The organism is Maribacter confluentis (assembly GCF_030505015.1).
Taxonomy (GTDB): domain Bacteria; phylum Bacteroidota; class Bacteroidia; order Flavobacteriales; family Flavobacteriaceae; genus Maribacter; species Maribacter sedimenticola.
Genome location: NZ_JAUKUC010000001.1, coordinates 3654216 through 3676544 on the forward strand (window position 1 = coordinate 3654216; position 22329 = coordinate 3676544).

18 protein-coding genes, 2 tRNA genes and 3 rRNA genes are annotated in these 22329 nt (G+C 39.9%); 11 read left to right on the forward strand and 12 right to left on the reverse strand.

From position 1 onward, the window contains the following. Positions 1-15 precede the first annotated feature (15 nt). Positions 16-1962: a threonine--tRNA ligase gene (gene thrS / locus Q2T41_RS16065; protein WP_304436910.1), complete on the reverse strand. Its 1947-nt coding sequence runs from the start codon at positions 1960-1962 to the stop codon at positions 16-18. A 998-nt stretch (positions 1963-2960) separates the two neighbouring features. Between thrS and Q2T41_RS16070 the strand changes: the two genes are divergently transcribed. From Q2T41_RS16070 to trhA, 6 genes are all read left to right on the forward strand, one after another. Next, positions 2961-4491: ribosomal RNA gene (locus tag Q2T41_RS16070) — 16S ribosomal RNA — on the forward strand. 185 nt (positions 4492-4676) lie between these two features. Further along, positions 4677-4750, forward strand: a tRNA-Ile gene (locus Q2T41_RS16075). A 136-nt stretch (positions 4751-4886) separates the two neighbouring features. Then, a tRNA-Ala gene (locus Q2T41_RS16080) sits at positions 4887-4963 on the forward strand. A 212-nt stretch (positions 4964-5175) separates the two neighbouring features. Then, positions 5176-8006 (forward strand): 23S ribosomal RNA (locus tag Q2T41_RS16085). A gap of 167 nt (positions 8007-8173) precedes the next feature. Continuing rightward, positions 8174-8285 (forward strand): 5S ribosomal RNA (gene rrf / locus Q2T41_RS16090). The 16S, 23S and 5S rRNA genes sit together here with 2 tRNA genes alongside, the layout of an rRNA operon. Positions 8286-8426: 141 nt before the next feature. Beyond that, complete coding sequence (trhA, locus tag Q2T41_RS16095) at positions 8427-9041, forward strand: PAQR family membrane homeostasis protein TrhA (protein WP_367186889.1); 615 nt, start codon at positions 8427-8429, stop codon at positions 9039-9041. A gap of 32 nt (positions 9042-9073) precedes the next feature. Here trhA and Q2T41_RS16100 read toward each other — a convergent pair whose 3' ends face one another. Both Q2T41_RS16100 and Q2T41_RS16105 read right to left on the reverse strand, forming a co-directional pair. Further along, a complete protein-coding gene (locus Q2T41_RS16100) occupies positions 9074-9499 on the reverse strand; it encodes a DUF4268 domain-containing protein (RefSeq protein WP_304436912.1) in 426 nt (141 codons plus the stop codon). After that, a complete protein-coding gene (locus Q2T41_RS16105; RefSeq protein ID WP_304436913.1) occupies positions 9500-10171 on the reverse strand; it encodes a ZIP family metal transporter in 672 nt (223 codons plus the stop codon). It lies immediately after the preceding gene. Between the two features lie 94 nt (positions 10172-10265). Between Q2T41_RS16105 and Q2T41_RS16110 the strand changes: the two genes are divergently transcribed. Both Q2T41_RS16110 and Q2T41_RS16115 read left to right on the forward strand, forming a co-directional pair. Beyond that, positions 10266-11435, forward strand: a complete 1170-nt coding sequence (locus tag Q2T41_RS16110; RefSeq protein ID WP_304436914.1) for a THUMP domain-containing class I SAM-dependent RNA methyltransferase — start codon at positions 10266-10268, stop codon at positions 11433-11435. Beyond that, the gene (locus Q2T41_RS16115; protein ID WP_304436915.1) at positions 11432-11662 is read left to right on the forward strand and encodes a hypothetical protein; all 231 of its coding nucleotides are present in this window, start codon (positions 11432-11434) and stop codon (positions 11660-11662) included. The genes Q2T41_RS16110 and Q2T41_RS16115 overlap by 4 nt, the downstream gene beginning before the upstream one ends. Here Q2T41_RS16115 and Q2T41_RS16120 read toward each other — a convergent pair. From Q2T41_RS16120 to rlmD, 3 genes are read right to left on the reverse strand one after another with little or no spacing between them, the layout of a single operon-like run. After that, positions 11657-12424 carry a DUF6048 family protein gene (locus tag Q2T41_RS16120; protein WP_304436916.1) on the reverse strand — a complete coding sequence of 256 codons (768 nt, stop codon included), beginning with the start codon at positions 12422-12424 and terminating at the stop codon, positions 11657-11659. The two genes, Q2T41_RS16115 and Q2T41_RS16120, sit on opposite strands and share 6 nt — an antisense overlap. Further along, positions 12405-12878: a DUF6452 family protein gene (locus Q2T41_RS16125; protein ID WP_304436917.1), complete on the reverse strand. Its 474-nt coding sequence runs from the start codon at positions 12876-12878 to the stop codon at positions 12405-12407. The genes Q2T41_RS16120 and Q2T41_RS16125 overlap by 20 nt, the downstream gene beginning before the upstream one ends. 25 nt (positions 12879-12903) lie before the next feature. Next, complete coding sequence (rlmD, locus tag Q2T41_RS16130; protein WP_304436918.1) at positions 12904-14325, reverse strand: 23S rRNA (uracil(1939)-C(5))-methyltransferase RlmD; 1422 nt, start codon at positions 14323-14325, stop codon at positions 12904-12906. 218 nt (positions 14326-14543) lie between these two features. Here rlmD and rocD point away from each other — a divergent pair, with 218 nt between their 5' ends. Continuing rightward, a complete protein-coding gene (gene rocD / locus Q2T41_RS16135; protein ID WP_304436919.1) occupies positions 14544-15824 on the forward strand; it encodes an ornithine--oxo-acid transaminase in 1281 nt (426 codons plus the stop codon). Positions 15825-15870: 46 nt separating this feature from the next. Here rocD and Q2T41_RS16140 read toward each other — a convergent pair whose 3' ends face one another. The 3 genes from Q2T41_RS16140 to Q2T41_RS16150 are packed head-to-tail and all read right to left on the reverse strand — an operon-like array spanning position 15871 to position 16832. Continuing rightward, on the reverse strand, positions 15871-16170 hold the full coding sequence (locus tag Q2T41_RS16140; protein WP_245838950.1) for a CCC motif membrane protein: 300 nt from the start codon (positions 16168-16170) through the stop codon (positions 15871-15873). A 2-nt stretch (positions 16171-16172) separates the two neighbouring features. Then, positions 16173-16511 (reverse strand): CCC motif membrane protein, encoded by a 339-nt coding sequence (locus Q2T41_RS16145; protein ID WP_089261886.1) that lies wholly within the window; start codon positions 16509-16511, stop codon positions 16173-16175. Between the two features lie 15 nt (positions 16512-16526). After that, positions 16527-16832, reverse strand: a complete 306-nt coding sequence (locus tag Q2T41_RS16150) for a DUF2752 domain-containing protein (RefSeq protein ID WP_089261884.1) — start codon at positions 16830-16832, stop codon at positions 16527-16529. A gap of 58 nt (positions 16833-16890) precedes the next feature. On the opposite strand from Q2T41_RS16150, the gene Q2T41_RS16155 reads away from it, so the two are divergent. Then, positions 16891-17433, forward strand: coding sequence for a DUF8465 domain-containing protein (locus Q2T41_RS16155; RefSeq protein WP_304436920.1), 543 nt, complete (start codon positions 16891-16893; stop codon positions 17431-17433). A gap of 1 nt (position 17434) precedes the next feature. Here the strand turns inward: Q2T41_RS16155 and Q2T41_RS16160 are convergent, their stop codons facing one another. Continuing rightward, entirely contained in the window at positions 17435-17938 is a 504-nt protein-coding gene (locus tag Q2T41_RS16160; protein ID WP_089261880.1) for a hypothetical protein, read from the reverse strand. Between the two features lie 112 nt (positions 17939-18050). On the opposite strand from Q2T41_RS16160, the gene Q2T41_RS16165 reads away from it, so the two are divergent. Continuing rightward, entirely contained in the window at positions 18051-19199 is a 1149-nt protein-coding gene (locus tag Q2T41_RS16165) for a cysteine desulfurase family protein (RefSeq protein WP_304436921.1), read from the forward strand. Between the two features lies 1 nt (position 19200). Here Q2T41_RS16165 and Q2T41_RS16170 read toward each other — a convergent pair whose 3' ends face one another. Both Q2T41_RS16170 and Q2T41_RS16175 read right to left on the reverse strand, forming a co-directional pair. Next, positions 19201-19854 carry a hypothetical protein gene (locus tag Q2T41_RS16170; protein ID WP_089261876.1) on the reverse strand — a complete coding sequence of 218 codons (654 nt, stop codon included), beginning with the start codon at positions 19852-19854 and terminating at the stop codon, positions 19201-19203. A gap of 9 nt (positions 19855-19863) precedes the next feature. Next, positions 19864-22329: a carboxypeptidase-like regulatory domain-containing protein gene (locus Q2T41_RS16175; protein WP_304436922.1), complete on the reverse strand. Its 2466-nt coding sequence runs from the start codon at positions 22327-22329 to the stop codon at positions 19864-19866.

The window sequence follows — 22329 nt, forward strand, 5'->3', positions numbered from 1 at the left end:
ATTTTTAGTTAAACTTTAATCTTTAAACGACTTTAAGGTACTATTTATTTCTGTGTTAACCAAGTCTGTAAACGTGGTTAAGCTTATAGCTCCTAAATCTTCACCTCCGTGTTTCCTAACAGAAACGGTGTTGGCAGCTTCGTCGCTTTCCCCTACGATCAGCATGAATGGCACTTTGCTCATTTCAGCTTCACGTATTTTTTTACCGATCGTTTCATTTCTATTATCGATAAGGGCGCGAATTTCGTTATTTTCTAGGGATTTTAAAACTTTTTGGGCATATATTTCATGTTTCTCGCTTACCGGAAGAATTATTGCCTGTTCTGGTGTTAACCATAATGGGAAATTACCCCCTGTATGTTCTAATAATAGCGCTATAAAACGTTCCATACTGCCAAATGGCGCTCTGTGAATCATGACCGGTCTGTGCAATTCATTATCACTACCTTTATAGGTAAGGTCAAATCGTTCAGGTAAATTGTAATCTACCTGTATAGTACCTAATTGCCATTGCCTGCCCAAAGCATCTTTCACCATAAAATCCAGTTTAGGGCCATAGAAAGCTGCTTCACCAGCTTCTATAATGTAATCCAAACCTTTTTCTTTCGCTGCATTGATAATTGCTTGTTCCGCTTTTTCCCAATTTTCAACAGAACCTATGTACTTGTCTGGGTTATCCAAATCCCGTACGGAAACTTGGGCTGTAAAGTTTTCAAATCCTAATGATCCAAGAACATATAATGAAAGGTCAATTACGTTTTTAAACTCTTCGTCTAACTGGTCGGGCGTACAAAATATATGGGCATCATCCTGAGTAAACCCTCGTACACGTGTTAATCCGTGCAGTTCACCGCTTTGTTCATACCTGTATACTGTTCCAAATTCGGCAAAACGTTTGGGAAGCTCCCTGTAACTGAACGGTTTAGAATTGTATATTTCGCAATGATGTGGACAATTCATTGGTTTAAGTAAGAATTCCTCATCTTCTTTTGGGGTGTGTATGGGTTGAAAACTGTCCGCGCCATATTTCTCATAATGACCAGAAGTTACATATAGTTCTTTTTGACCTATATGTGGTGTAACCACCATTTCATAGCCTGCTTTTTTCTGAGCTTTTTTTAAGAACTGTTCCAGACGCTCCCTCAAAGCAGCGCCCTTTGGCAACCATAGGGGCAGACCTTGTCCTACTTTCTGGGAAAATGTAAAGAGTTCCAGCTCTTTCCCTAACTTACGATGATCTCTTTTCTTGGCTTCTTCTAAAAGCTCAAGGTACTCTGTTAATTCTTTTTGCTTTGGAAAGGATATGCCGTACACTCTTGTTAATTGGGCGTTATTCTCATTGCCTCTCCAATATGCACCGGCCACACTTAGTATTTTTATGGCTTTTACAATACCTGTGTTGGGTATATGGCCTCCTCTACATAAATCGGTGAACGTATCGTGGTCACAAAATGTAATGGTGCCATCTTCTAGATTTTCAATTAATTCAACTTTATACTCATTCCCTTGGTCTTTGTAGAATTTTAATGCATCTGCCTTGGAAACTTCCCGTAATTTATAATCATGTTTTCCCCTGGCAATCTCTAAAGCTTTCTTTTCTATTGCAGGAAAATCCTTTTCCGAGATAACGCCTTCAGGTAAATCAACATCATAGTAAAAGCCATTGTCAATAGCCGGTCCTATAGTAAGTTTTACTCCAGGGTATAATTCTTCCAAAGCTTGGGCAACAATGTGCGATGTGGAGTGCCAAAAAGCGGTTTTACCTTCCTTGTCATTCCAAGTGTAGAGGATCAAGCTGCCGTCTGACTTCAAGGGAGTGGTGGTTTCAACTGTAGTATTATTGAATTTTGCCGAAATAACATTACGGGCCAAACCTTCACTGATACTCTTGGCAACCTCCATAGGTGTTGTGCCTTGTTCAAATTCCTTAACTGAGCCATCTGGCAATGTAATCTTGATCATATGCTGTAAATCTTTTCAGGTGCCAAAGATACTATGTTGTATTCATGTCCACAATAGTATAAGGTTATGTTTTGCCGATACTATTTATACGCAGGTCTATTTTGTAATTCTACGCGCTGATTCAATAGATTAAGGTCTCTTCTTCTAAGAATATAGATTTGTTGTTGCAGAAGTGATTGTTATAATAAGGTATATTTATTTTCGGTTGGTTCTGGGGGCAATGCGGATAATAATTAGTTAGTTGGTTTTTGTATTCTTAGTAATCAGTATACGGTTTGTATATATGTATAGTGTAGTGTGATGTATTTTATATGATGCCTTACTCTTGAAATGGTGATGTTTTTGGGGCTTTTTTGAAAGCCTAGTCTGGAATTTCTTTTCCTAGTTGCCTGGTCTCGTTTCTCAACCTGCTGTAAACATGTTGGTTAGCGCGCCGTTGCAATGGCCGTATGTTTTAAAAGGCTGTTCATCAGAGCGTTGCGTATTATTTATTCTTTAGGGGTATTTTCCGTTCCCATAAAGTTCAGTAAATCAGCGGGGTAGGTGGCGGTCCAAAAAAAACCTCATTTTTTTTAAAAAAAGCCTTGTAGGTTTGGAAATAGGGTGTACATTTGCAGCCCGCTAACGATGAAGATCACGGTCTTTGTCCGCCGCCGGGGCAAGTTCATAAAAATGTTGTTTTACCGGGCCTGGAAAGAAAATTTTATTTTTTTCACAAAGTAGTTGTCAGGTTAAAAAACAGTTGTATATTTGCACCCGCTTAGGGAATTACCTAGGGGAAACGAGGCGAGGGAATCGGGAGATTCGGTGCCTGGTTTATGGAAGTTCATTGAAATATTGTGGAGATAGGAATCGAGAAAAGGTGAGGACCTTTTCGAGAGGAACAAGAATTAAGGAAACATACAATTTAGTATGTCGCAGGACATATATAAGGAATTGAATCGAGAGTCGGGGCCGGGAGAGATTTTGACTTCGTTGGGACGAATATATACAGAACAACGATGAAGAGTTTGATCCTGGCTCAGGATGAACGCTAGCGGCAGGCCTAACACATGCAAGTCGAGGGGCAGCGGGGAAAAGCTTGCTTTTCCGCCGGCGACCGGCGCACGGGTGCGCACCGCGTATGGAACCTGCCTTGTACAGGGGAATAGCCTTTGGAAACGAAGATTAATGCCCCATGGTACCACGACCCGGCATCGGGATGTGGTTAAAGCCTTCGGGCGGTACAAGATGGCCATGCGTCCCATTAGCTAGTTGGTAAGGTAACGGCTTACCAAGGCTACGATGGGTAGGGGCCCTGAGAGGGGGATCCCCCACACTGGTACTGAGACACGGACCAGACTCCTACGGGAGGCAGCAGTGAGGAATATTGGACAATGGAGGAGACTCTGATCCAGCCATGCCGCGTGCAGGAAGAATGCCCTATGGGTAGTAAACTGCTTTTATACGGGAAGAAAAAGGGCTACGTGTAGCCTACTGACGGTACCGTAAGAATAAGGACCGGCTAACTCCGTGCCAGCAGCCGCGGTAATACGGAGGGTCCGAGCGTTATCCGGAATTATTGGGTTTAAAGGGTCCGTAGGCGGGCCGATAAGTCAGGGGTGAAAGTCTGCCGCTCAACGGTAGAACTGCCTTTGATACTGTCGGTCTTGAGTTATAATGAAGTTGCCGGAATATGTAGTGTAGCGGTGAAATGCATAGATATTACATAGAACACCGATTGCGAAGGCAGGTGACTAACTATATACTGACGCTGATGGACGAAAGCGTGGGGAGCGAACAGGATTAGATACCCTGGTAGTCCACGCCGTAAACGATGGATACTAGCTGTCCGGTACCTTGAGTACTGGGCGGCCAAGCGAAAGTGATAAGTATCCCACCTGGGGAGTACGTTCGCAAGAATGAAACTCAAAGGAATTGACGGGGGCCCGCACAAGCGGTGGAGCATGTGGTTTAATTCGATGATACGCGAGGAACCTTACCAGGGCTTAAATGCATATTGACAGGGTCAGAGATGACTTTTCCTTCGGGCAATTTGCAAGGTGCTGCATGGTTGTCGTCAGCTCGTGCCGTGAGGTGTCAGGTTAAGTCCTATAACGAGCGCAACCCCTACCGTTAGTTGCCAGCATGTCATGATGGGGACTCTAACGGGACTGCCGGTGCAAACCGTGAGGAAGGTGGGGATGACGTCAAATCATCACGGCCCTTACGTCCTGGGCCACACACGTGCTACAATGGCAGGTACAGAGAGCAGCCACGTCGCAAGGCGGAGCGAATCTATAAAACCTGTCACAGTTCGGATCGGGGTCTGCAACTCGACCCCGTGAAGCTGGAATCGCTAGTAATCGGATATCAGCCATGATCCGGTGAATACGTTCCCGGGCCTTGTACACACCGCCCGTCAAGCCATGGAAGCCGGGAGTGCCTGAAGTCCGTCACCGCAAGGAGCGGCCTAGGGCAAGATCGGTAACTAGGGCTAAGTCGTAACAAGGTAGCCGTACCGGAAGGTGCGGCTGGAACACCTCCTTTCTAGAGATTGTCCTTTTAAGGACGGTCCCTGACGAAGAGAAGAATGGAACCACGGTCCCGGTCTTTTGATTTAATAACAATGTTTCTTTTAAATGAAGTTCCACTATAACATCTCCATAATTATGAAATATAAGTAATTGCTTTTTTTTGCGAGGTATTTATTGCCGAGAGGAAAGAGTAGGGACAGTCCCATAGCTCAGCTGGTTAGAGCGCTACACTGATAATGTAGAGGTCGGCAGTTCGAGTCTGCCTGGGACTACAAACAAAAAGGTCGTTTTTGGTTAAGCGGCACGTTCATTAAGGATTGAAGGAAATTTTGGAAGTTGGGTATCCCAAGTTGGCGTATGGTCATCGATTAACTGATAACTGTTAACTGATAGCCGACGACTGAGAACGGGGGATTAGCTCAGCTGGCTAGAGCGCCTGCCTTGCACGCAGGAGGTCATCGGTTCGACTCCGATATTCTCCACCAGGCAATGCCTGAGGACATGAAATAGGGTCTTCGAGTATTGTAGGTGAAGTATCGATAGGATTTAATTGCCTGTCGTGGCTCACGACAACGTTCATTGACATATTGGAACAGGAGGTAAGACATTTAGGTGTTTTACCGACTAAAAAAGAAAGAAACACGAATCTTTATTAAGTAAAGAGTACGAATTAAGAATAGAATAGATTAAAGATCTGGCGACAAGCTGGAAAAGGGCGTATGGGGAATGCCTAGGCTCTCAGAGGCGAAGAAGGACGTGATAAGCTGCGAAAAGCTGCGGGGATCGGCACACACGATATGATCCGCGGATATCCGAATGGGGCAACCCGGCATATTGAAGGTATGTCATGGCGTAAGCCAAGCAAACCCGGGGAACTGAAACATCTAAGTACCCGGAGGAGGAGAAAACAAAAGTGATTCCGATAGTAGCGGCGAGCGAAATCGGATTAGTCCAAACCGTTGTTGTTTCGGCAATAACGGGGTTGTAGGACCACGACATTCGAGATGTGATGAACTAGAACGCTTTGGAAATAGCGACCATAGAGGGTGATAGTCCCGTATAGGCAAAGAGCATTTAGATAGTGGTATCCTGAGTAGTGCGGGGCACGTGAAACCCTGTATGAATCCGGCGGGACCATCCGCCAAGACTAAATACTCCTGAGAGACCGATAGTGAACCAGTACCGTGAGGGAAAGGTGAAAAGAACCGTGAATAACGGAGTGAAATAGATCCTGAAACCATACGCTTACAAGCGGTCGGAGCCCATATGGGTGACGGCGTGCCTTTTGCATAATGAGCCTACGAGTTACTTTTACTGGCAAGGTTAAGTTCTTCAGGAACGGAGCCGTAGCGAAAGCGAGTCTTAATAGGGCGCCATAGTCAGTAGTAGTAGACGCGAAACCGTGCGATCTACCCATGGGCAGGTTGAAGCTGTGGTAACACATAGTGGAGGACCGAACCCGTTGACGTTGAAAAGTCTTGGGATGACCTGTGGGTAGGGGTGAAAGGCCAATCAAGCTCGGAAATAGCTCGTACTCCCCGAAATGCATTTAGGTGCAGCGTGTAGATAGTTTCATAGAGGTAGAGCTACTGATTGGATGCGGGGGCTTCACCGCCTACCAATTCCTGACAAACTCCGAATGCTATGAAATGTTTCTGCGCAGTGAGGGCATGGGTGCTAAGGTCCATGTCCGAGAGGGAAAGAACCCAGATCACCGGCTAAGGTCCCAAAGTATATGCTAAGTTGATATAACGCGGTGGAACTGCATTGACAGCCAGGATGTTGGCTTGGAAGCAGCCATTCATTTAAAGAGTGCGTAACAGCTCACTGGTCGAGCGGTTCCGCATGGATAATAATCGGGCATAAGCATATCACCGAAGCCGTGACTTTGTATTTATACAAGGGGTAGGGGAGCATTGTAACTGCGTCGAAGGCGTACCTGCGAGGGATGCTGGAGCGGTTACAAACGAAAATGTAGGCATAAGTAACGATAATGCGGGCGAGAAACCCGCACGCCGAAAGACCAAGGTTTCCCCAGCTATGCTAATCAGCTGGGGGTCAGTCGGGACCTAACGCGAACCCGAAGGGGATAGTGGATGGACAACAGATTAATATTTCTGTACCTGCTCACGCTAAAAGTGACGGAGGCGAGAAGTTGGTGCGTACAGACGGAATTGTACGTTGAAGGGAGTAGTAATACCCCGATAGTACACCGAGGCCACGGCCAAGGTGATAATCCAGCATATCGACTTCCAAGAAAAGCGAGTGAAGCAGCCCGTACCGTAAACCGACACAGGTGGTTGGGATGAGTATTCTAAGGCGCTCGAGAGATTCATGGCTAAGGAACTAGGCAAAATAGACCCGTAACTTCGGGAGAAGGGTCGCCCCCTTATGGGGGGCCGCAGTGAAGAGGTCCAGGCGACTGTTTATCAAAAACACAGGGCTCTGCAAAATCGAAAGATGACGTATAGGGCCTGACACCTGCCCGGTGCTGGAAGGTTAAGAGGAGATGTCATTCCTTCGGGGAGAAGCATTGAATTGAAGCCCCAGTAAACGGCGGCCGTAACTATAACGGTCCTAAGGTAGCGAAATTCCTTGTCGGGTAAGTTCCGACCTGCACGAATGGTGCAACGATCTGGACACTGTCTCGGCCATGAGCTCGGTGAAATTGTAGTATCGGTGAAGATGCCGGTTACCCGCAGTGGGACGAAAAGACCCCGTGCACCTTTACTATAGCTTCGTATTGACCTTGGTCAAGCAATGTGTAGGATAGCTGGGAGACTTTGAAGCTGCATCGCCAGGTGTGGTGGAGTCATTGTTGAAATACCAGCCTTTGCTTGTCCGGGGCCTAACCCTCAATGAGGGAACAGTGCGTGGTGGGTAGTTTGACTGGGGTGGTCGCCTCCAAAAGAGTAACGGAGGCTTCTAAAGGTGCCCTCAATACGGTTGGCAATCGTGTGTAGAGTGCAATGGCACAAGGGCGCTTGACTGGGAGACATACAGGTCGATCAGGTTGGAAACAAGAGCATAGTGATCCGGTGGTTCCGCATGGAAGGGCCATCGCTCAAAGGATAAAAGGTACGCCGGGGATAACAGGCTGATCTCCCCCAAGAGCTCATATCGACGGGGGGTTTGGCACCTCGATGTCGGCTCGTCACATCCTGGGGCTGGAGAAGGTCCCAAGGGTTGGGCTGTTCGCCCATTAAAGTGGCACGCGAGCTGGGTTCAGAACGTCGTGAGACAGTTCGGTCTCTATCTACTGCGGGCGTTAGAAATTTGAGTGGATCTGACTCTAGTACGAGAGGACCGAGTTGGACCGACCGCTGGTGCACCAGTTGTTCCGCCAGGAGCATCGCTGGGTAGCTATGTCGGGATGGGATAAGCGCTGAAAGCATATAAGCGCGAAACCCGCCACAAGATGAGATTTCTTTAAAGGGCCGTGGGAGATGACCACGTCGATAGGCTATAGGTGGAAGGGCGGTAACGTCCGTAGCCGAGTAGTACTAATTGCCCGTCAGGCTTGCGCATACGTACGTCCCTTCCTTGTGGAGGGGCGCACGAGGGTCTTTACTTCTTTCTTTCGATTCTGAAACATATTTGACGATATACATGTTTCTTTCCTTTATAGGATCCTGTTCCATTCATGTCAACGATATTGCGGCGGAGGCCGCGGTCGGCAATGTCCGATCCAAAACTTAGGTGGCCATGGCGACGGGGCCCACCCCTTACCATTCCGAACAGGGAAGTTAAGACCGTTTGCGCCGATGGTACTGCTATACCAAGTGGGAGAGTAGGTAGCCGCCTTTTTCGAAAGCCCCTTACAGGAATGTAAGGGGCTTTTTTTATGCCATAAATTCAAATATATATTAGGGAATTTATTTAGTATTATAAATCATACCTAGTTTAAAAGCTATACATTTTATAAAATAGATGTCATATTTTAATTCATTGGATAAAGAGGAAAAATTTAATGCCATTTCTCACGGTATAGGTGCCTTATTAGCTATTATTGGTATGGTAGTTTTAATGTATTGCAATACGGATAAATCACCCTATGCTACTTGGGGAATTATAATTTATAGCCTATCTCTAATTAGTATGCTGGTTGTTTCGTCAGTATATCATGCCATGGATAATAGAATTTGGAAGTTGAGAATGAGAATACTCGATCATATAAATATTTATTATCTCATAGCAGGTACTTATACTCCGGTTGCGTTAATAACATTAATAAATGGTAATGGTTGGCAAATATTCTTTATAGTATGGGCAATTGCAGCAGTAGGTACTATATTAAAGCTATTTTTTACTGGTAAATACGAAATAGTGTCATTGCTCTTGTACTTGCTTATGGGTTGGCTAATCGTATTTGATTTCCAGAATCTACTAGCTAATACATCTGAAGTAGGAATAGAGCTGTTGGTGCTTGGAGGGGCATTCTATACTATAGGCATCATTTTTTATGCCGTTAGAAGAATTTCATATAATCATTTTATTTGGCACCTATTTGTACTTGGAGGCGCAATGAGTCACTGGTTCTTTATTTATTTAGATGTGATTTAAAGCTTTAAAATACTTTATGGTGCTGTATGCTATTAAGAATCTATTACAACCTTATAATCCTCATAAAATTTCTCAATTTGTAACATAGTATGGTTTAAAAACTCCATAGTTTCTCTCCAGCTATTTTTATTGTGGATAGATACATCGTTTAATTCAACATATATTCTAGATATCTCTTTTTGATTTTCTAAAGTATAAAAGTCTTCATAAATAGCATCTGGTAAGTAGTCATCAATTAGAATAGATTTTAAAGCAACTAATTTGTCCCAAACTTTTATACGTTGGTCAAAGTCAGTATCAACATCAATAGATACCATTGCAGCTTTTAAATTAAAATGATACTTAAATGAAAGACCCTTAATACCTGTTTTGTATAAAGTCCATTTAACTGGAAAGGATTTTCCAAAAGAAATCCAAAAGTCTTCTCGTAATTTTCTTGAGTCTTCTTTACTGAACATTTATAAAAAATATGCGATGACTATCCCTAAAACAATGACTAAAAGTTTATGTAGGTTAAATTTATGACCTTCGGAGCTTTCAAATAAAATTACGGTAGATATGTGCAATAAAACTCCTATAACCAAAGCATGTAAATAGACTGAATATGTAGATAGAAATTCTATATTATGGGCTAAAAATGTACCTAATGGTGTCATGATAGAAAAAAGCAACATAAAAAATGCGGCATGTAATTTTTTAATTTTTGCATTTAAAAGAAATATGCTAAGAATTATGGCAATAGGAATTTTATGTATCAATATGCCATATATAATAGTATCATTGGTTTCTATGGGTAATCCTTCCAATAAGGAATGTATACTTAAGCTAAAAAATAATAACCAAGGAAAGTTTAATCTATCTTTTGAAAGATGTACATGGCCATGTTCCGCACCTTTGGAAAAAAATTCCAAGAAAATCTGAAATAGAATTCCTAACATGATATAAACCCCAATCGTTTTTGCATTGGAATCAATATATACTTCCGGTAACATTTCAAAAATGGTCAAAGCCAATAAAAACGCACCGCTAAATGCTAATAATAGCTTAAAATATTCGTTTTTTTTTGGTTTTGCTATGACTACAAATAAAAAGCTAAGCAATACTCCCAAAATGGGTAATAGGTAAATCATGTAAATGCTGGTTTGGCTTTAATTAAAGGAATTAGGACTTTAATTAATCGGACTTCAAAATTAGCGTATTTTTGCGGTACGAGAAAAGAAGGATATGGGTAATAATTTTAAAATGGTCGCCAAGACTTTATTTGGTTTTGAAGAACTTTTGTCTAAAGAACTTAGAAATCTTGGAGCTAGTAATGTGGTAGAAGGCGTTAGGAATGTCTCATTTGAAGGAGATACCGGTTTTATGTACAAGGCAAACCTTTGCTTACGAACCGCTATAAAAATCATTAAGCCCATTCATTTTTTTTATGTGAGGGATGAAAATGACCTGTATAAAAAAATCTATGCTATGGATTGGACAGAACACCTTTCTGTTTCGGAAACGTTCGCAATAGATACTACGGTCAATTCCGATTACTTTACGCATTCCTTATATGTTTCCCAAAAAGCGAAAGATGCCATAGTGGACAAATTTAGGGATACAGATGGATCTAGACCAGATGTGGATGTCAAGAATCCAGATTTACGTATTAATATCCATATTCATAATAATGAATGTAATGTATCTTTGGATAGTTCAGGTACTTCTTTACATCGAAGAGGCTATAGAACGGCTACGAATATTGCTCCTATAAATGAGGTGTTGGCTTCTGGGCTATTACTTTTAAGTGGTTGGGACGGACAATGTGATTTTCTGGATCCCATGTGCGGAAGTGGAACCATGTTGACAGAAGCGGCTATGATTGCATGTAATATACCTGCTAATATTAACAGAAAGGGATTTGCTTTTGAAAAGTGGCCAGATTTTGATGCGGAATTATTTGAGAAAATTACTGATGCCAGTTTAAAAAAAACCAGAGAGTTTCATCATAAAATAATTGGTTATGACAAAGCTCCGTCCGCAGTGAGAAAGGCTCAGGATAATATTGAGAATGCTTATTTAGAGGAATATATTACCGTTGAGAGAAAGAATTTTTTTAAAACCGTAAAATCTACGGAGGGTACTTTACATATGTGTTTTAATCCACCTTATGGAGAACGATTGGATATTGAGATGGAAAACTTTTATGGTGCAATTGGGGATACCTTAAAGCAAGGATACCCTGGTACCAATGCCTGGTTCATTACAAGTAATCTTCAGGCTTTAAAATTTGTTGGTTTAAGACCTTCACGCAAGATTAAGGTTTTTAATAGTCATCTGGAGTCTCGCTTGGTCAAGTATGAAATGTATGAAGGAAGTAAGAAAGCTAAATATCAAGGAAATACAAAAGAATGAAATTAAAACATAAAGTACTGTTCTTAAATTTTGTTTGCTTTGCCGTTCTGTTTGTAATCCTACGTTTTGGAATTGGTTTTTTCTATAAGGAATATTCGTTCTTTATCTCCTTGATTTCAGCCATTGCCGCTTCATTATTGGGACCTAAATTTGCTTTGGTAAATAAAGAAGGAAAGGAGAAAATGGTAATGAAGTGGATTTTTATTAAAGGTTTTAGGGTTTTATAGTTCTCCACTATTGAGATCTTCTGATTCGGGCAGGGTATTGGCCTTCTTATTTTTTTTGTAAAAAGGTAAAAAATAAGAAATACTGTAGTTGTAACCTACTCCAAACCGGCTATCATCGGTAACCTTATTAAATCCTGGAATATATAGATTTGGAAATCTGTCATCTTCTTTTTGGGATATTATAATTCCTAGCCGTATACTAGCTCCTAAATAAAGGTTCTTAAATAATTCTACCTTGGTGCCAAATACCGCCTCTAGCCAAGTGGCGGAAAGACCAGAAAAATTTTCAGGTATATCCGATCCGCTCGGAAAATCCTCTGAGCTCCAATAATGATTGGTATTAAAATATTGATAGTTGTTAAGCGTATTTTCAAATGTACTGAATGCTAACCTTCCCCCTATATAAATCAAATTTTGCTCACCATACCAATTGGCATAGTTGTTCTTATTTACCCCAACCTTAATATAACTACCAGATGTGGTAAAATTATATAAGTCTTCCTGTTTGGTCTTTTCTTCATTACCTATTTCTGCGGCTATATATAAATTTTGTGTTAATCTATAGTCAGCAACCAATTCCAATCCTTTGTAATTATCATCCAAAGATGTTCTTAGGATTCTACTTAAATCCACTCCAAGACGTAATCCATAAGATTGTTTATAGGTAATCGTATCTTTTGGATTTAGGTCTATGGGCTTATTTTGGCAAATGGCCAAGCAGCTAAAGAAAATGAAAAAAAGATTAATGAAAAATCTTGACATGGGTAGAATCTGAATTGATTACTTGACTTCTTGTTATTTCTATATCCTGAATCCAATTTTCGGAATCTGTTGTTATGGTAGCTTGTAATTCATCATAATTAACAATAAACCCACAACCTCTTGAAAGAAAGTCTTCTACTCTTTGATAGGAAAAGTTTACCGTATCTATATTTCCGGTTTCTATACCTTCATCGTTAGTGGCGGAACTATTGATCATTATAAAGCTGGTAATATCAGCATCCGTCTTTAGTGGTATGGAGATGGTACTTAAGGCCGTTCTGTCCGCCACTGTATTGACCGTAACATTCTGGCCTACACCGACCACTCTTAAGGTGGGGACATTTTTTAAAGCACTAGTGTCCAAAATATTATAAAACTCTATGACCAAAAGAGGAGTGTCTCCTTCAACACAAATATCATCCTTTTCGCATGAGGATATTGCTATGATACACAAGAAACACAATATTACTGTTCGCAGCCTACTCATCTAATTCTTTCTTTTCTAAAAGTACAACATTTTCTACATGGTGGGTTTGTGGAAACATATCTACTGGCTGCAACTTGGTAACCTTGTACATATCTTTCATAAGTTCTAAATCCCTGGCTTGCGTGGCGCTGTTACAACTTACATAAACCACTTTATTAGGTGCAATATTTAGGATTTGTTGAACAACGTCTTTATGCATACCATCTCGTGGGGGATCAGTGATGATTACATCTGGCACACCGTTTTGAGCTATAAATTGTTCGTTGAATACATTTTTCATATCTCCAACAAAGAAATCCACGTTTTCAATATTGTTTCGCTCTGCATTTGCCTTGGCATCTAAAATTGCTTCAGGTACAGATTCAATTCCAACTACCTTTTTAGCTTTTTTAGAAACGAACTGCGCAATGGTTCCTGTGCCTGTATATAAATCATATACCAATTCATCGCCTTTTAAATCTGCAAAATTTCTTGTGATTTTATATAATTCATAGGCCTGTTCAGAATTGGTTTGGTAAAAAGATTTGGCGTTTATCTTAAACTTCAACCCTTCCATTTCTTCGAAAATATGGTCTCTACCCGAAAAACAAATAATTTCTTGATCGTAAATGGTGTCGTTCTGTTTTGGGTTGATAACATATAACAAGGATGTTATCTCTGGAAATGTTTTAGAAAGATGGTTTAGCAATAATTCTCTTTTCTCTTTATCATCCTCAAAAAATTGTACCATTACCATTACTTCACCAATAGAGGTGGTACGGATCATTAATGTTCTTAAAAGACCATGCTGGTTTCTTGGATTAAAAAAGGTGAGGCCATTTTCCGTAGCAAATTTTTTGGTCTGTAACCGTATGGCATTGGAAGGGTCACGTTGTAAATGACATTTTTTTATATCCAAAATTTTATCCCACATTCCTGGAATATGAAAACCTAAAGCGTTTCTATCTTCTATCTGTTGATCGCACTGAATTTCGTTCAAGGTAAGCCAACGACTATCGGAAAATGAAAATTCCATTTTATTCCTATAGAAATATTGTTCTTTTGATCCTAAGATCGGTGTTACTTCCGGTAGCTCAATATGGCCTATTCTTTTTAAGTTATTCTCAACCTCTTTTTGTTTATAAAAAAGTTGGTGCTCATAACCCATATCTTGCCACTTGCATCCTCCACATACACCAAAATGTTGGCAGACCGGATCAACCCTTTTTTTCGATAGAGTATGAAAATTGGTCGCCACACCTTCAAAATATGCTTTTCTTTTTTTTGTGGTCTGTACATCAACCACATCACCCGGTACGGTATTGGTTAAAAAGATTACCCTTCCATCTGGAGCTTTTCCTATGGTTTTACCCTTGGCTGCCGCATCTAGGACCGTAACCTTTTCAAAAACCAGTCGCTTTGTCTTTTTTCGCATAGCGCAAAAATAAAAGGTTTCTTTGGATTGCGAATACTGTTATTGATAGTATTAACAAGTAATTAAATACGTTGGACGGTATTATTTATTATGACAGCATTAATTTGTATTTTTGGAATTCTACAGGGATGATTTCTCTCCTACGCTGAATTTTCGACTCTTCGAAAGGAAAAAGGTATAGAAGGAATTGCTAAAGTTTTATTTAAAGTAATTTTATCATGTCAGTTTTAGAAAAGATTACTTCTAAGGATGCAATTGCCTTGGAAGAAAAACACGGAGCCCATAATTATCACCCATTGCCTGTTGTTTTAAGCAGGGGTGAAGGTGTTTTCGTTTGGGATGTGGAAGGAAAAAAGTATTATGATTTTCTTTCGGCCTATTCTGCCGTTAATCAAGGGCATTGTCACCCAACAATAGTTAATGCAATGGTTGATCAGGCTAGAACGCTATCCTTGACCTCTAGGGCGTTTTATAATGATATGTTGGGGAAATATGAAAAGTATGCAACGGAGACTTTTCATTTTGATAAGCTCTTGCCAATGAATACGGGGGCAGAGGCTGTAGAGACCGCATTGAAAATATGTAGGAAATGGGCTTATGAAAAAAAGGGTATAGCAGAAAATGCTGCGGAAATCATTGTTTGTGAAAATAATTTTCATGGTCGTACCACAACAATCATCTCCTTTTCAAATGACCCGGTGGCTCGTAAGAATTTTGGCCCGTATACGGACGGATTCATTAAAATAGAATACGATAATTTAATGGCTCTGGAAGAGGCCTTGAAAACCAATGAAAATGTAGCTGGGTTCTTGGTAGAACCAATTCAAGGTGAAGCTGGGGTTTTTGTGCCATCTGAAGGTTATTTAAAAGGTGCTAAGGCATTATGTGAAAAATACAACGTATTGTTCATTGCAGATGAAGTACAGACAGGTATAGCCCGTACGGGCCGTTTACTTGCCACATGCGGTAATTGCTCTTGTGTGGACAAACATTGTAGCGGAGAACCAGAAGTAAAACCGGATATATTAATCTTAGGAAAGGCATTATCCGGTGGTGCATACCCAGTTTCTGCCGTTTTGGCCAATGATGGCATCATGAATGTAATTCGCCCAGGCAATCACGGAAGTACCTTTGGAGGTAACCCAATTGCCGCGGCCGTGGGTATGGCTGCCCTAGGTGTTGTCAAAGAAGAAAAACTTGCTAAAAACGCTTATGTTCTAGGTGAAATTTTCAGGAAAGAACTTAATGAGTTTATTCCTACTTGTAACCTTGTGAAAAGTGTTAGGGGCAAGGGACTTTTAAATGCAATTCTTATCAACGATACAGAAGAAAGTTCCACTGCATGGGATATTTGTATGGCATTAAAGGAGAACGGTCTACTTGCTAAACCAACACACGGTAACATAATTCGTTTTGCACCACCTTTGGTCATGACAAAAGCAGAGTTATTGGACTGTGTGTCCATTATCATAAGAACCCTGCAAACATTTAAACAATAAAAAAATCCCCGAACATGTTCGGGGATTTTTCTTTGCTTACTATTGGTTATTGGAAATCTGCCGTAGCAAAAAACGCAATGATCAATCCAAAATAAATAATGGTAAGTATTAATAATATAACTGAAAGGGCCAGGCCTATATAAGAGAGCACTCTACCGGTCTGTATGTTATCATAACCACTATAATTGCCCGGATTGGCTTCATGGAAAGCTTTTGCTTTTTTAGCATAGTTCAAACCTATGAAACTAAAAATTGCACCAAAAGGCCCACAACAGAAAAGGGTCAATACTATAGATAGAATGCCAAATGTTAATGCATTACTGGAACCTGGAATTTTTTCTTCCATTATTATTGATTTAATAATTCGTTCATTCGCTCCTGTATAAGCTCTTGATCTTGACTCATGATTACATCCCAACCGATCCACATAATAAACCAAATCATGAACAATAAAAATAAAATGTTCAGTACCAGACCTATGATTGTAACCAGCTTTGCCGTTTTAAGGGCGGAGTAATTAGTGTAATCATTTGGATTTGCATTATAGAGCTTGGTAGTATTTAGTGCAAGTACCAAACCAATGATACTAAGAATTAGCCCTAAAATACCATAACACCAGCATAGAATGATTGAAGCTATACCGAGCACTAATATCAATGTTACATTAGGTAATTTTTGTTGTTCCATAATTTAAAGGTTTAGTTAGATAAATTTTAAGATATAATTGGTCAATATAAATCCTACGGTGCTAATCATAAGAATTATTGTAATGGTGTTAGCATACTTTATTGTATATAACTTGTTTGCTCCCAAAAAAGCCAAAAGTAATAGCATGGGATAAATGGCAGGATACATTTTAAATGCCTCAATAAATTCTCCCTTGGTCAAAAAAAGTATGGCACGTTGCATACCGCAACCTGGACAATCTATCCCTATTAATTTTTTAGTAAAACAGGGCAACATAAAATTATCCAACCCCAAATAAATAAATAATGCCCTTAATCGCATTTTATAGAAATTCTAAGTTGGAAAATTACCATTATTTTTGTGTATTCAAAATAAAAACATGTCTCAATTTCAGATAGGCGATATTGTAGAAACAATTGATGATGTTATCAAGGGAAGGGTAAATGCCATTAACGGTAAGGATATAACGATCATTAGCGATGATGGTTTTCCTCTAGTCTATGAGCCCCATGAACTTGTGTTAATGGCCAACGATATACGTGTCTCTAATTTTGATATTGCTCGCATTAAAAAAGAAAAGGAAATACCAAAGCGGAAAAAATCTACCATTGTTAAGCCAAAAGAGCGTAACGCCCCTAAGATGGAAGTGGACCTGCATATTAACCAATTGGTGAAAAATCCTAAACAACTGGACAACTATGCTATTCTGAACCTGCAATTGGAAACCGCAAAAAGGCAATTGGATTTTGCCATAGCCAAACGCATTCAAAAAATTGTCTTTATCCACGGAGTAGGGGAAGGAATTCTAAAGGAAGAATTACGTTACCTTTTCAATAAATATGGGAATATTAAATATTATGATGCAGAGTATCAAAAATATGGCCTAGGGGCAACAGAAGTTTATGTCTACCAAAACCCTTAGATTATCCGCCAGTAGTTACTTCACCAAACTCATTAATCTGCAGATCTGTAATTCTACTTCCATTTTCATTGACAAATGTAATGCCACTTAGCTTGATAGTGTGCGTAAAGGTTACGCTATCCGCCGTTGTAGTACTAACGGTAACAGAGCCGCCTTCAGCCTCAATTTCTTCAATGACCGTTGGTGTAAGTGGTGGTGGTGCATCACAAAAATAGGCACTGGTTACGGTTTCAGAAAATATACGATAGCTTACTTGTGAGTTTCCGGGAACAGCACTTTCCCTATCCGTCGTGGTTACTTCATTTTTTAGGAGTCCGCTAGCCAAGGTAATGATCAAGGACTCGTCACCATTGATCTTAAAAACCACGTTGGTAGAAGATGTGGATAACGTTCCACAATTTTGGACATTGTCTATGCTATCAAAGTCCACTGTTTCTATTTGAAGGTCGCCATCATCACAGGCAAACAATAAAAATAAACAACCAATTAGTAGGTATTTTTTCATACATCAAATTTAATTTAAAAATTATAAACCCATGGAAAGCACACCCTCCATTTATGGGTAAATTAACTTTATTTGAGCTATTTTTGTTCTTTATTTATTAGAGCAGGTTTTGATGAAACAGGTATATTTAGATAATGCGGCAACAACACAGGTTCACCCTAAGGTAATTTCAAAAATGCAGGATGCATTGGCTAATTCCTACGGAAATCCTTCTTCTACACATAGTTTTGGCAGAACAGCGAAAACGGCCATAGAAAGTGCAAGAAAGACAATTGCCAAATATATTAATGCACAGCCTTCTGAAATTATTTTTACCAGTGGAGGTACTGAGGCGGATAATATGATATTAAGATGTGCGGTGCGTGATCTAGGGGTAAAGACTATAATCACTACTAGAATAGAACATCATGCAGTACTGCATACGGTAGAGGAACTGGAAGCAAAAGGTCTTATAGAATTACAATATGTTAATTTGGATGCTTATGGCAATCCTGATTTGTTGCATTTGGAAGAACTTTTGAAAAGCAATGGTTCTAAAAAATTGGTAAGCCTTATGCATGTGAACAATGAAATAGGCAATAAAATAGATTTGGAACAGATTACCTTATTATCCAAAAAATACGATGCCTTGGTACATTCCGATGCTGTTCAATCCTTAGGTCATTATGAATGGGATGTAAAAAAGTTTCCAATAGATTTTCTAGCTGCAGCAGCTCATAAATTTCATGGGCCTAAAGGAATTGGTTTTGCTTTTATCCGAAAAAATTCAGGTATGAGCTGTATGATATCCGGAGGGTCTCAAGAACGTGGGCTCAGGGCAGGTACGGAGTCTTTCCATAATATTGTTGGTCTCCAAGAAGCGTTTGTGCACGCCTATGATAATTTGGAAACGGAAAAGAAATATGTAGAAGGACTTAAGAGGTATTTTATAGAACAGGTAAGAAAGGATATACCGGAAGCCAAATTTAACGGACATTCCGCAGATATGGAAAATAGTACCTATACGTTGGTGAACGTTTGTTTGCCCATTACGGAAGATAAGGCTATGATGCTTTTATTCAACTTGGATATTAAAGGTATAGCTTGTTCAAAAGGAAGTGCATGTCAATCCGGGAGCGATACCGGTAGTCATGTCCTTACCCAAATTTTGTCCAAGGAAGACATGAAAAAACCATCTGTGCGTTTTTCATTTTCTACCTATAACACGAGGGAGGAAATTGATTATACCATTAAGGTGCTCAAGGATATAATAGAAAGTTAGTTTAATTTTTGTTACGGTCTCGTTTTCTTTCCCTTTCGTATGGAAACTTTCTAATGGCCAATTTCATCATACGGTCAATGAGGTCCGTGGTGTTTTTGCCGGTTTTTTTATTAATCTCCTTTTCATATTTCCATAGCAGTCTTCCAGTGTCGCCATCGCTGATCTTTATGCCAATTCGGCCATAATCCGCTCCACCGGAAATATAATCCGTAAAGCTGAACTCTGTAGGTATACCGCTAGAAAGTAATATGTTTAAATCCAAAGTTCCGCTAATTATACCATCTACACCCAAAATTTCACTTAATTGTTTGGTGGTGTAGACATCTATATTTTCATAGGTTACATTGTTTTGTGCCAAAATAGCGGTAGTATTTTTTATATTCTGAAACTTTACCGGTAGCTTTTTCTTTTTACTTCTTCTGGAAAAATAAGTTTCTAAAGCATTTTGTACAGCATATCCTTCATTTTCTTCAAGTCTTTTTTGTTCCTCCCTGGAAATGGGTTCGTTAAGGTCTAGATTTGTTAGAAATGGTATTATTGCCAATACGGCATGATCTTCACTTAATTCATCAAAATTTGGGCTTTCATAAATGTTCTTTTGTCCAAGGGCTGCTATACAGTACAATGTGGTCAATAAGAAAAGTATTCTTTTCATCTTTTAATTTTAAAGGTGTATTCCTAATTTTAGATTCAATACCCTTGATGTTAAATAATTGGGCACGGCAAATTCGTTCTTACTGTCCACATCTCTAACCCATGTATTGGTTATGGAGTTTTGGTTGTTGAATAAATTAAAGATTTCAAACCCTAGGCTTAGCTCTTTAAAGGCGTGTAACCAATGCGTGGCAGGAAATTGCTTGTCCTTGCCTACAAAAATATAGGAAATTCCTAAATCTGCACGTTTATAATCCCTTAATCTATTCTGAAAAATATACGGATCTGCATAGCTGGGCGAACCTCCAGGTACACCGGTTTGATAAACCAGGTTAAGGTACATTTTTAAATCTGGAATTTTAGGAATGTAATCCTGGAACAGTACTCCTATTTTCAAGCGTTGATCTGTGGGCCTAGAAATATAACCCCGGTTATTCCTGTTTTCTTCAGTCTTTAAATAACCTACACTGATCCAAGATTCGGTTCCAGGTACAAACGCCCCGTTCATACGAAACTCTGCACCGTAAACATAGGCCTCCGTTTCATTATTTGCACTATACCGAATGCGCACATCTTCTAAGGTATATGGATTTACATGCTCCAATTTTTTATAATAGGCCTCACCCAATAGTTTAAAGGCCCGTTCCCATAGAAGAAAACTGTACTCACTACCAAGAACAAAATGTATTGCCCTTTGTGCCTTTACCGAAGGTATAACCATACCGGTAACATCCCTTAATTCCCTATAAAATGGTGGTTGGTGGTAGAGTCCCGTAGTAAACCGGAATAACATATCCTTATTCCAATCTGGTTTAAGGGCCAATTGTAACCTTGGACTATATACGGTTTGTGATACTTGTTCACCGGTATCATCCCTAACGGACCAATGATGAAATCTTATACCTAGATTATAATAAACATTGGCTTTGTTCCATTTATTTTGTGTGCCAAATTGCGCATAACCGGAGAAACGGTCGGTCTGAACAAAATTTAAGGCGTTTAAACTGTTATAGGCAACTAAGGGAGCATTGTAAGGGTCTAAAGGTTGATTGTTTACAAATTCTGGTCGTGGAGGTCTAATTGAAAACCCGACAGAATCTATAAATTCTGATTCCCTTAATTGGTCCCTTATATCTTCATGGGTATATTTTGCACCCCATTCAAGAATGGAGTTGTTCATTGTATGGGAGCCTTTATGTTCAACATTTAAAATTAGGGCGTCCAAGTCATTTCGGGTTCTATTAAATTGAGAGCCTATGCCTCTAGGGTTCAATGCACTGCCCATGGTCTCACTGGTAAAATTGCTGTCTACTTGGCCCAGACCATAGGTTGCGATAACATCTGAGTATTCCTCTTCAGTAGTATGGTAAAGCGAAGATATTAGCTTTAAAACCGTATTTTCATTTAATTGATACGTACCTTTTAAAGCCCCCAATGCTGTGGTATATCTGTTTTTCTCCAACCCTTCATAATAAACAATTAAAGCTTGTGGGTTCTCTAGGGTGCCAAAATTGGTCTGCCTGTTCAATGGTTCGTTAACATAATCGTTAAGGGCCAAATTGCCTAAAAAATCCAATTTAAACTTGGGGTTGAACCGGTAGGTTAAATAACTCTGTACATCCGTAAATGAAGGATTAAAATTGCTTTGTGTCTGTTGGCTATTGACCAACAAGGCATTATTCCTATATCTTAAACCGGATAAGCTACTGAACTTGCCATTTTTAGATACGGTTTCCACACTAGCTTGTGCCCCTAAAAAGCTGCCTTCCATACGTAAGGAAAATACCGTAGGAGTCTTGTATTTGATATCCAATACAGAAGATAATTTATCTCCGTACTTGGCCTGAAATCCTCCTGCGGAAAACTTAACATTTTGGACCAGGTCGCTATTAACGAAACTAAGGCCTTCTTGTTGGGCAGACCTTATTAAAAAAGGTCTGTACACTTCAATTTCGTTTACATAGACCAAATTTTCGTCATAATTGCCTCCCCTTACCGCATATTGGGTGGAAAGTTCGTTATTGGCATTTACGCCTGGAAGTAATTTTAAAATAGTTTCTACCCCCGCATTGGCTCCTGGGATTTTTCTGATAGTTGCGGGGGCGATATTTAAAATTGTTTCTGTTGCCCGTTCTCCGTTTGCCAATACCGTTACGCCACCAATTTGTATGGTATTATTTTTTAGTACTGGGTTAAACTCAAATATGTCGTTCGTAGTAAGAATCAAATTTTCCAACACTACATCCTTGAATGCAATATGGGAAAAGATAATAGTGTTTTCTTGGTCCGCAACAAGCTCTAGCGAATAATACCCTATATCATTTGTGGTGGTCCCTAAAGTTCCAGCAGAAATATTTACGTTGGACAAGGCGTTGTTGTTTTCATCCAACACAATACCCGTAATGGTGGCATTTTGCGCAAATACAATGGTGTTGCACAATACTATGATAGCCCCCAGAACACTAAACGGTCTCAA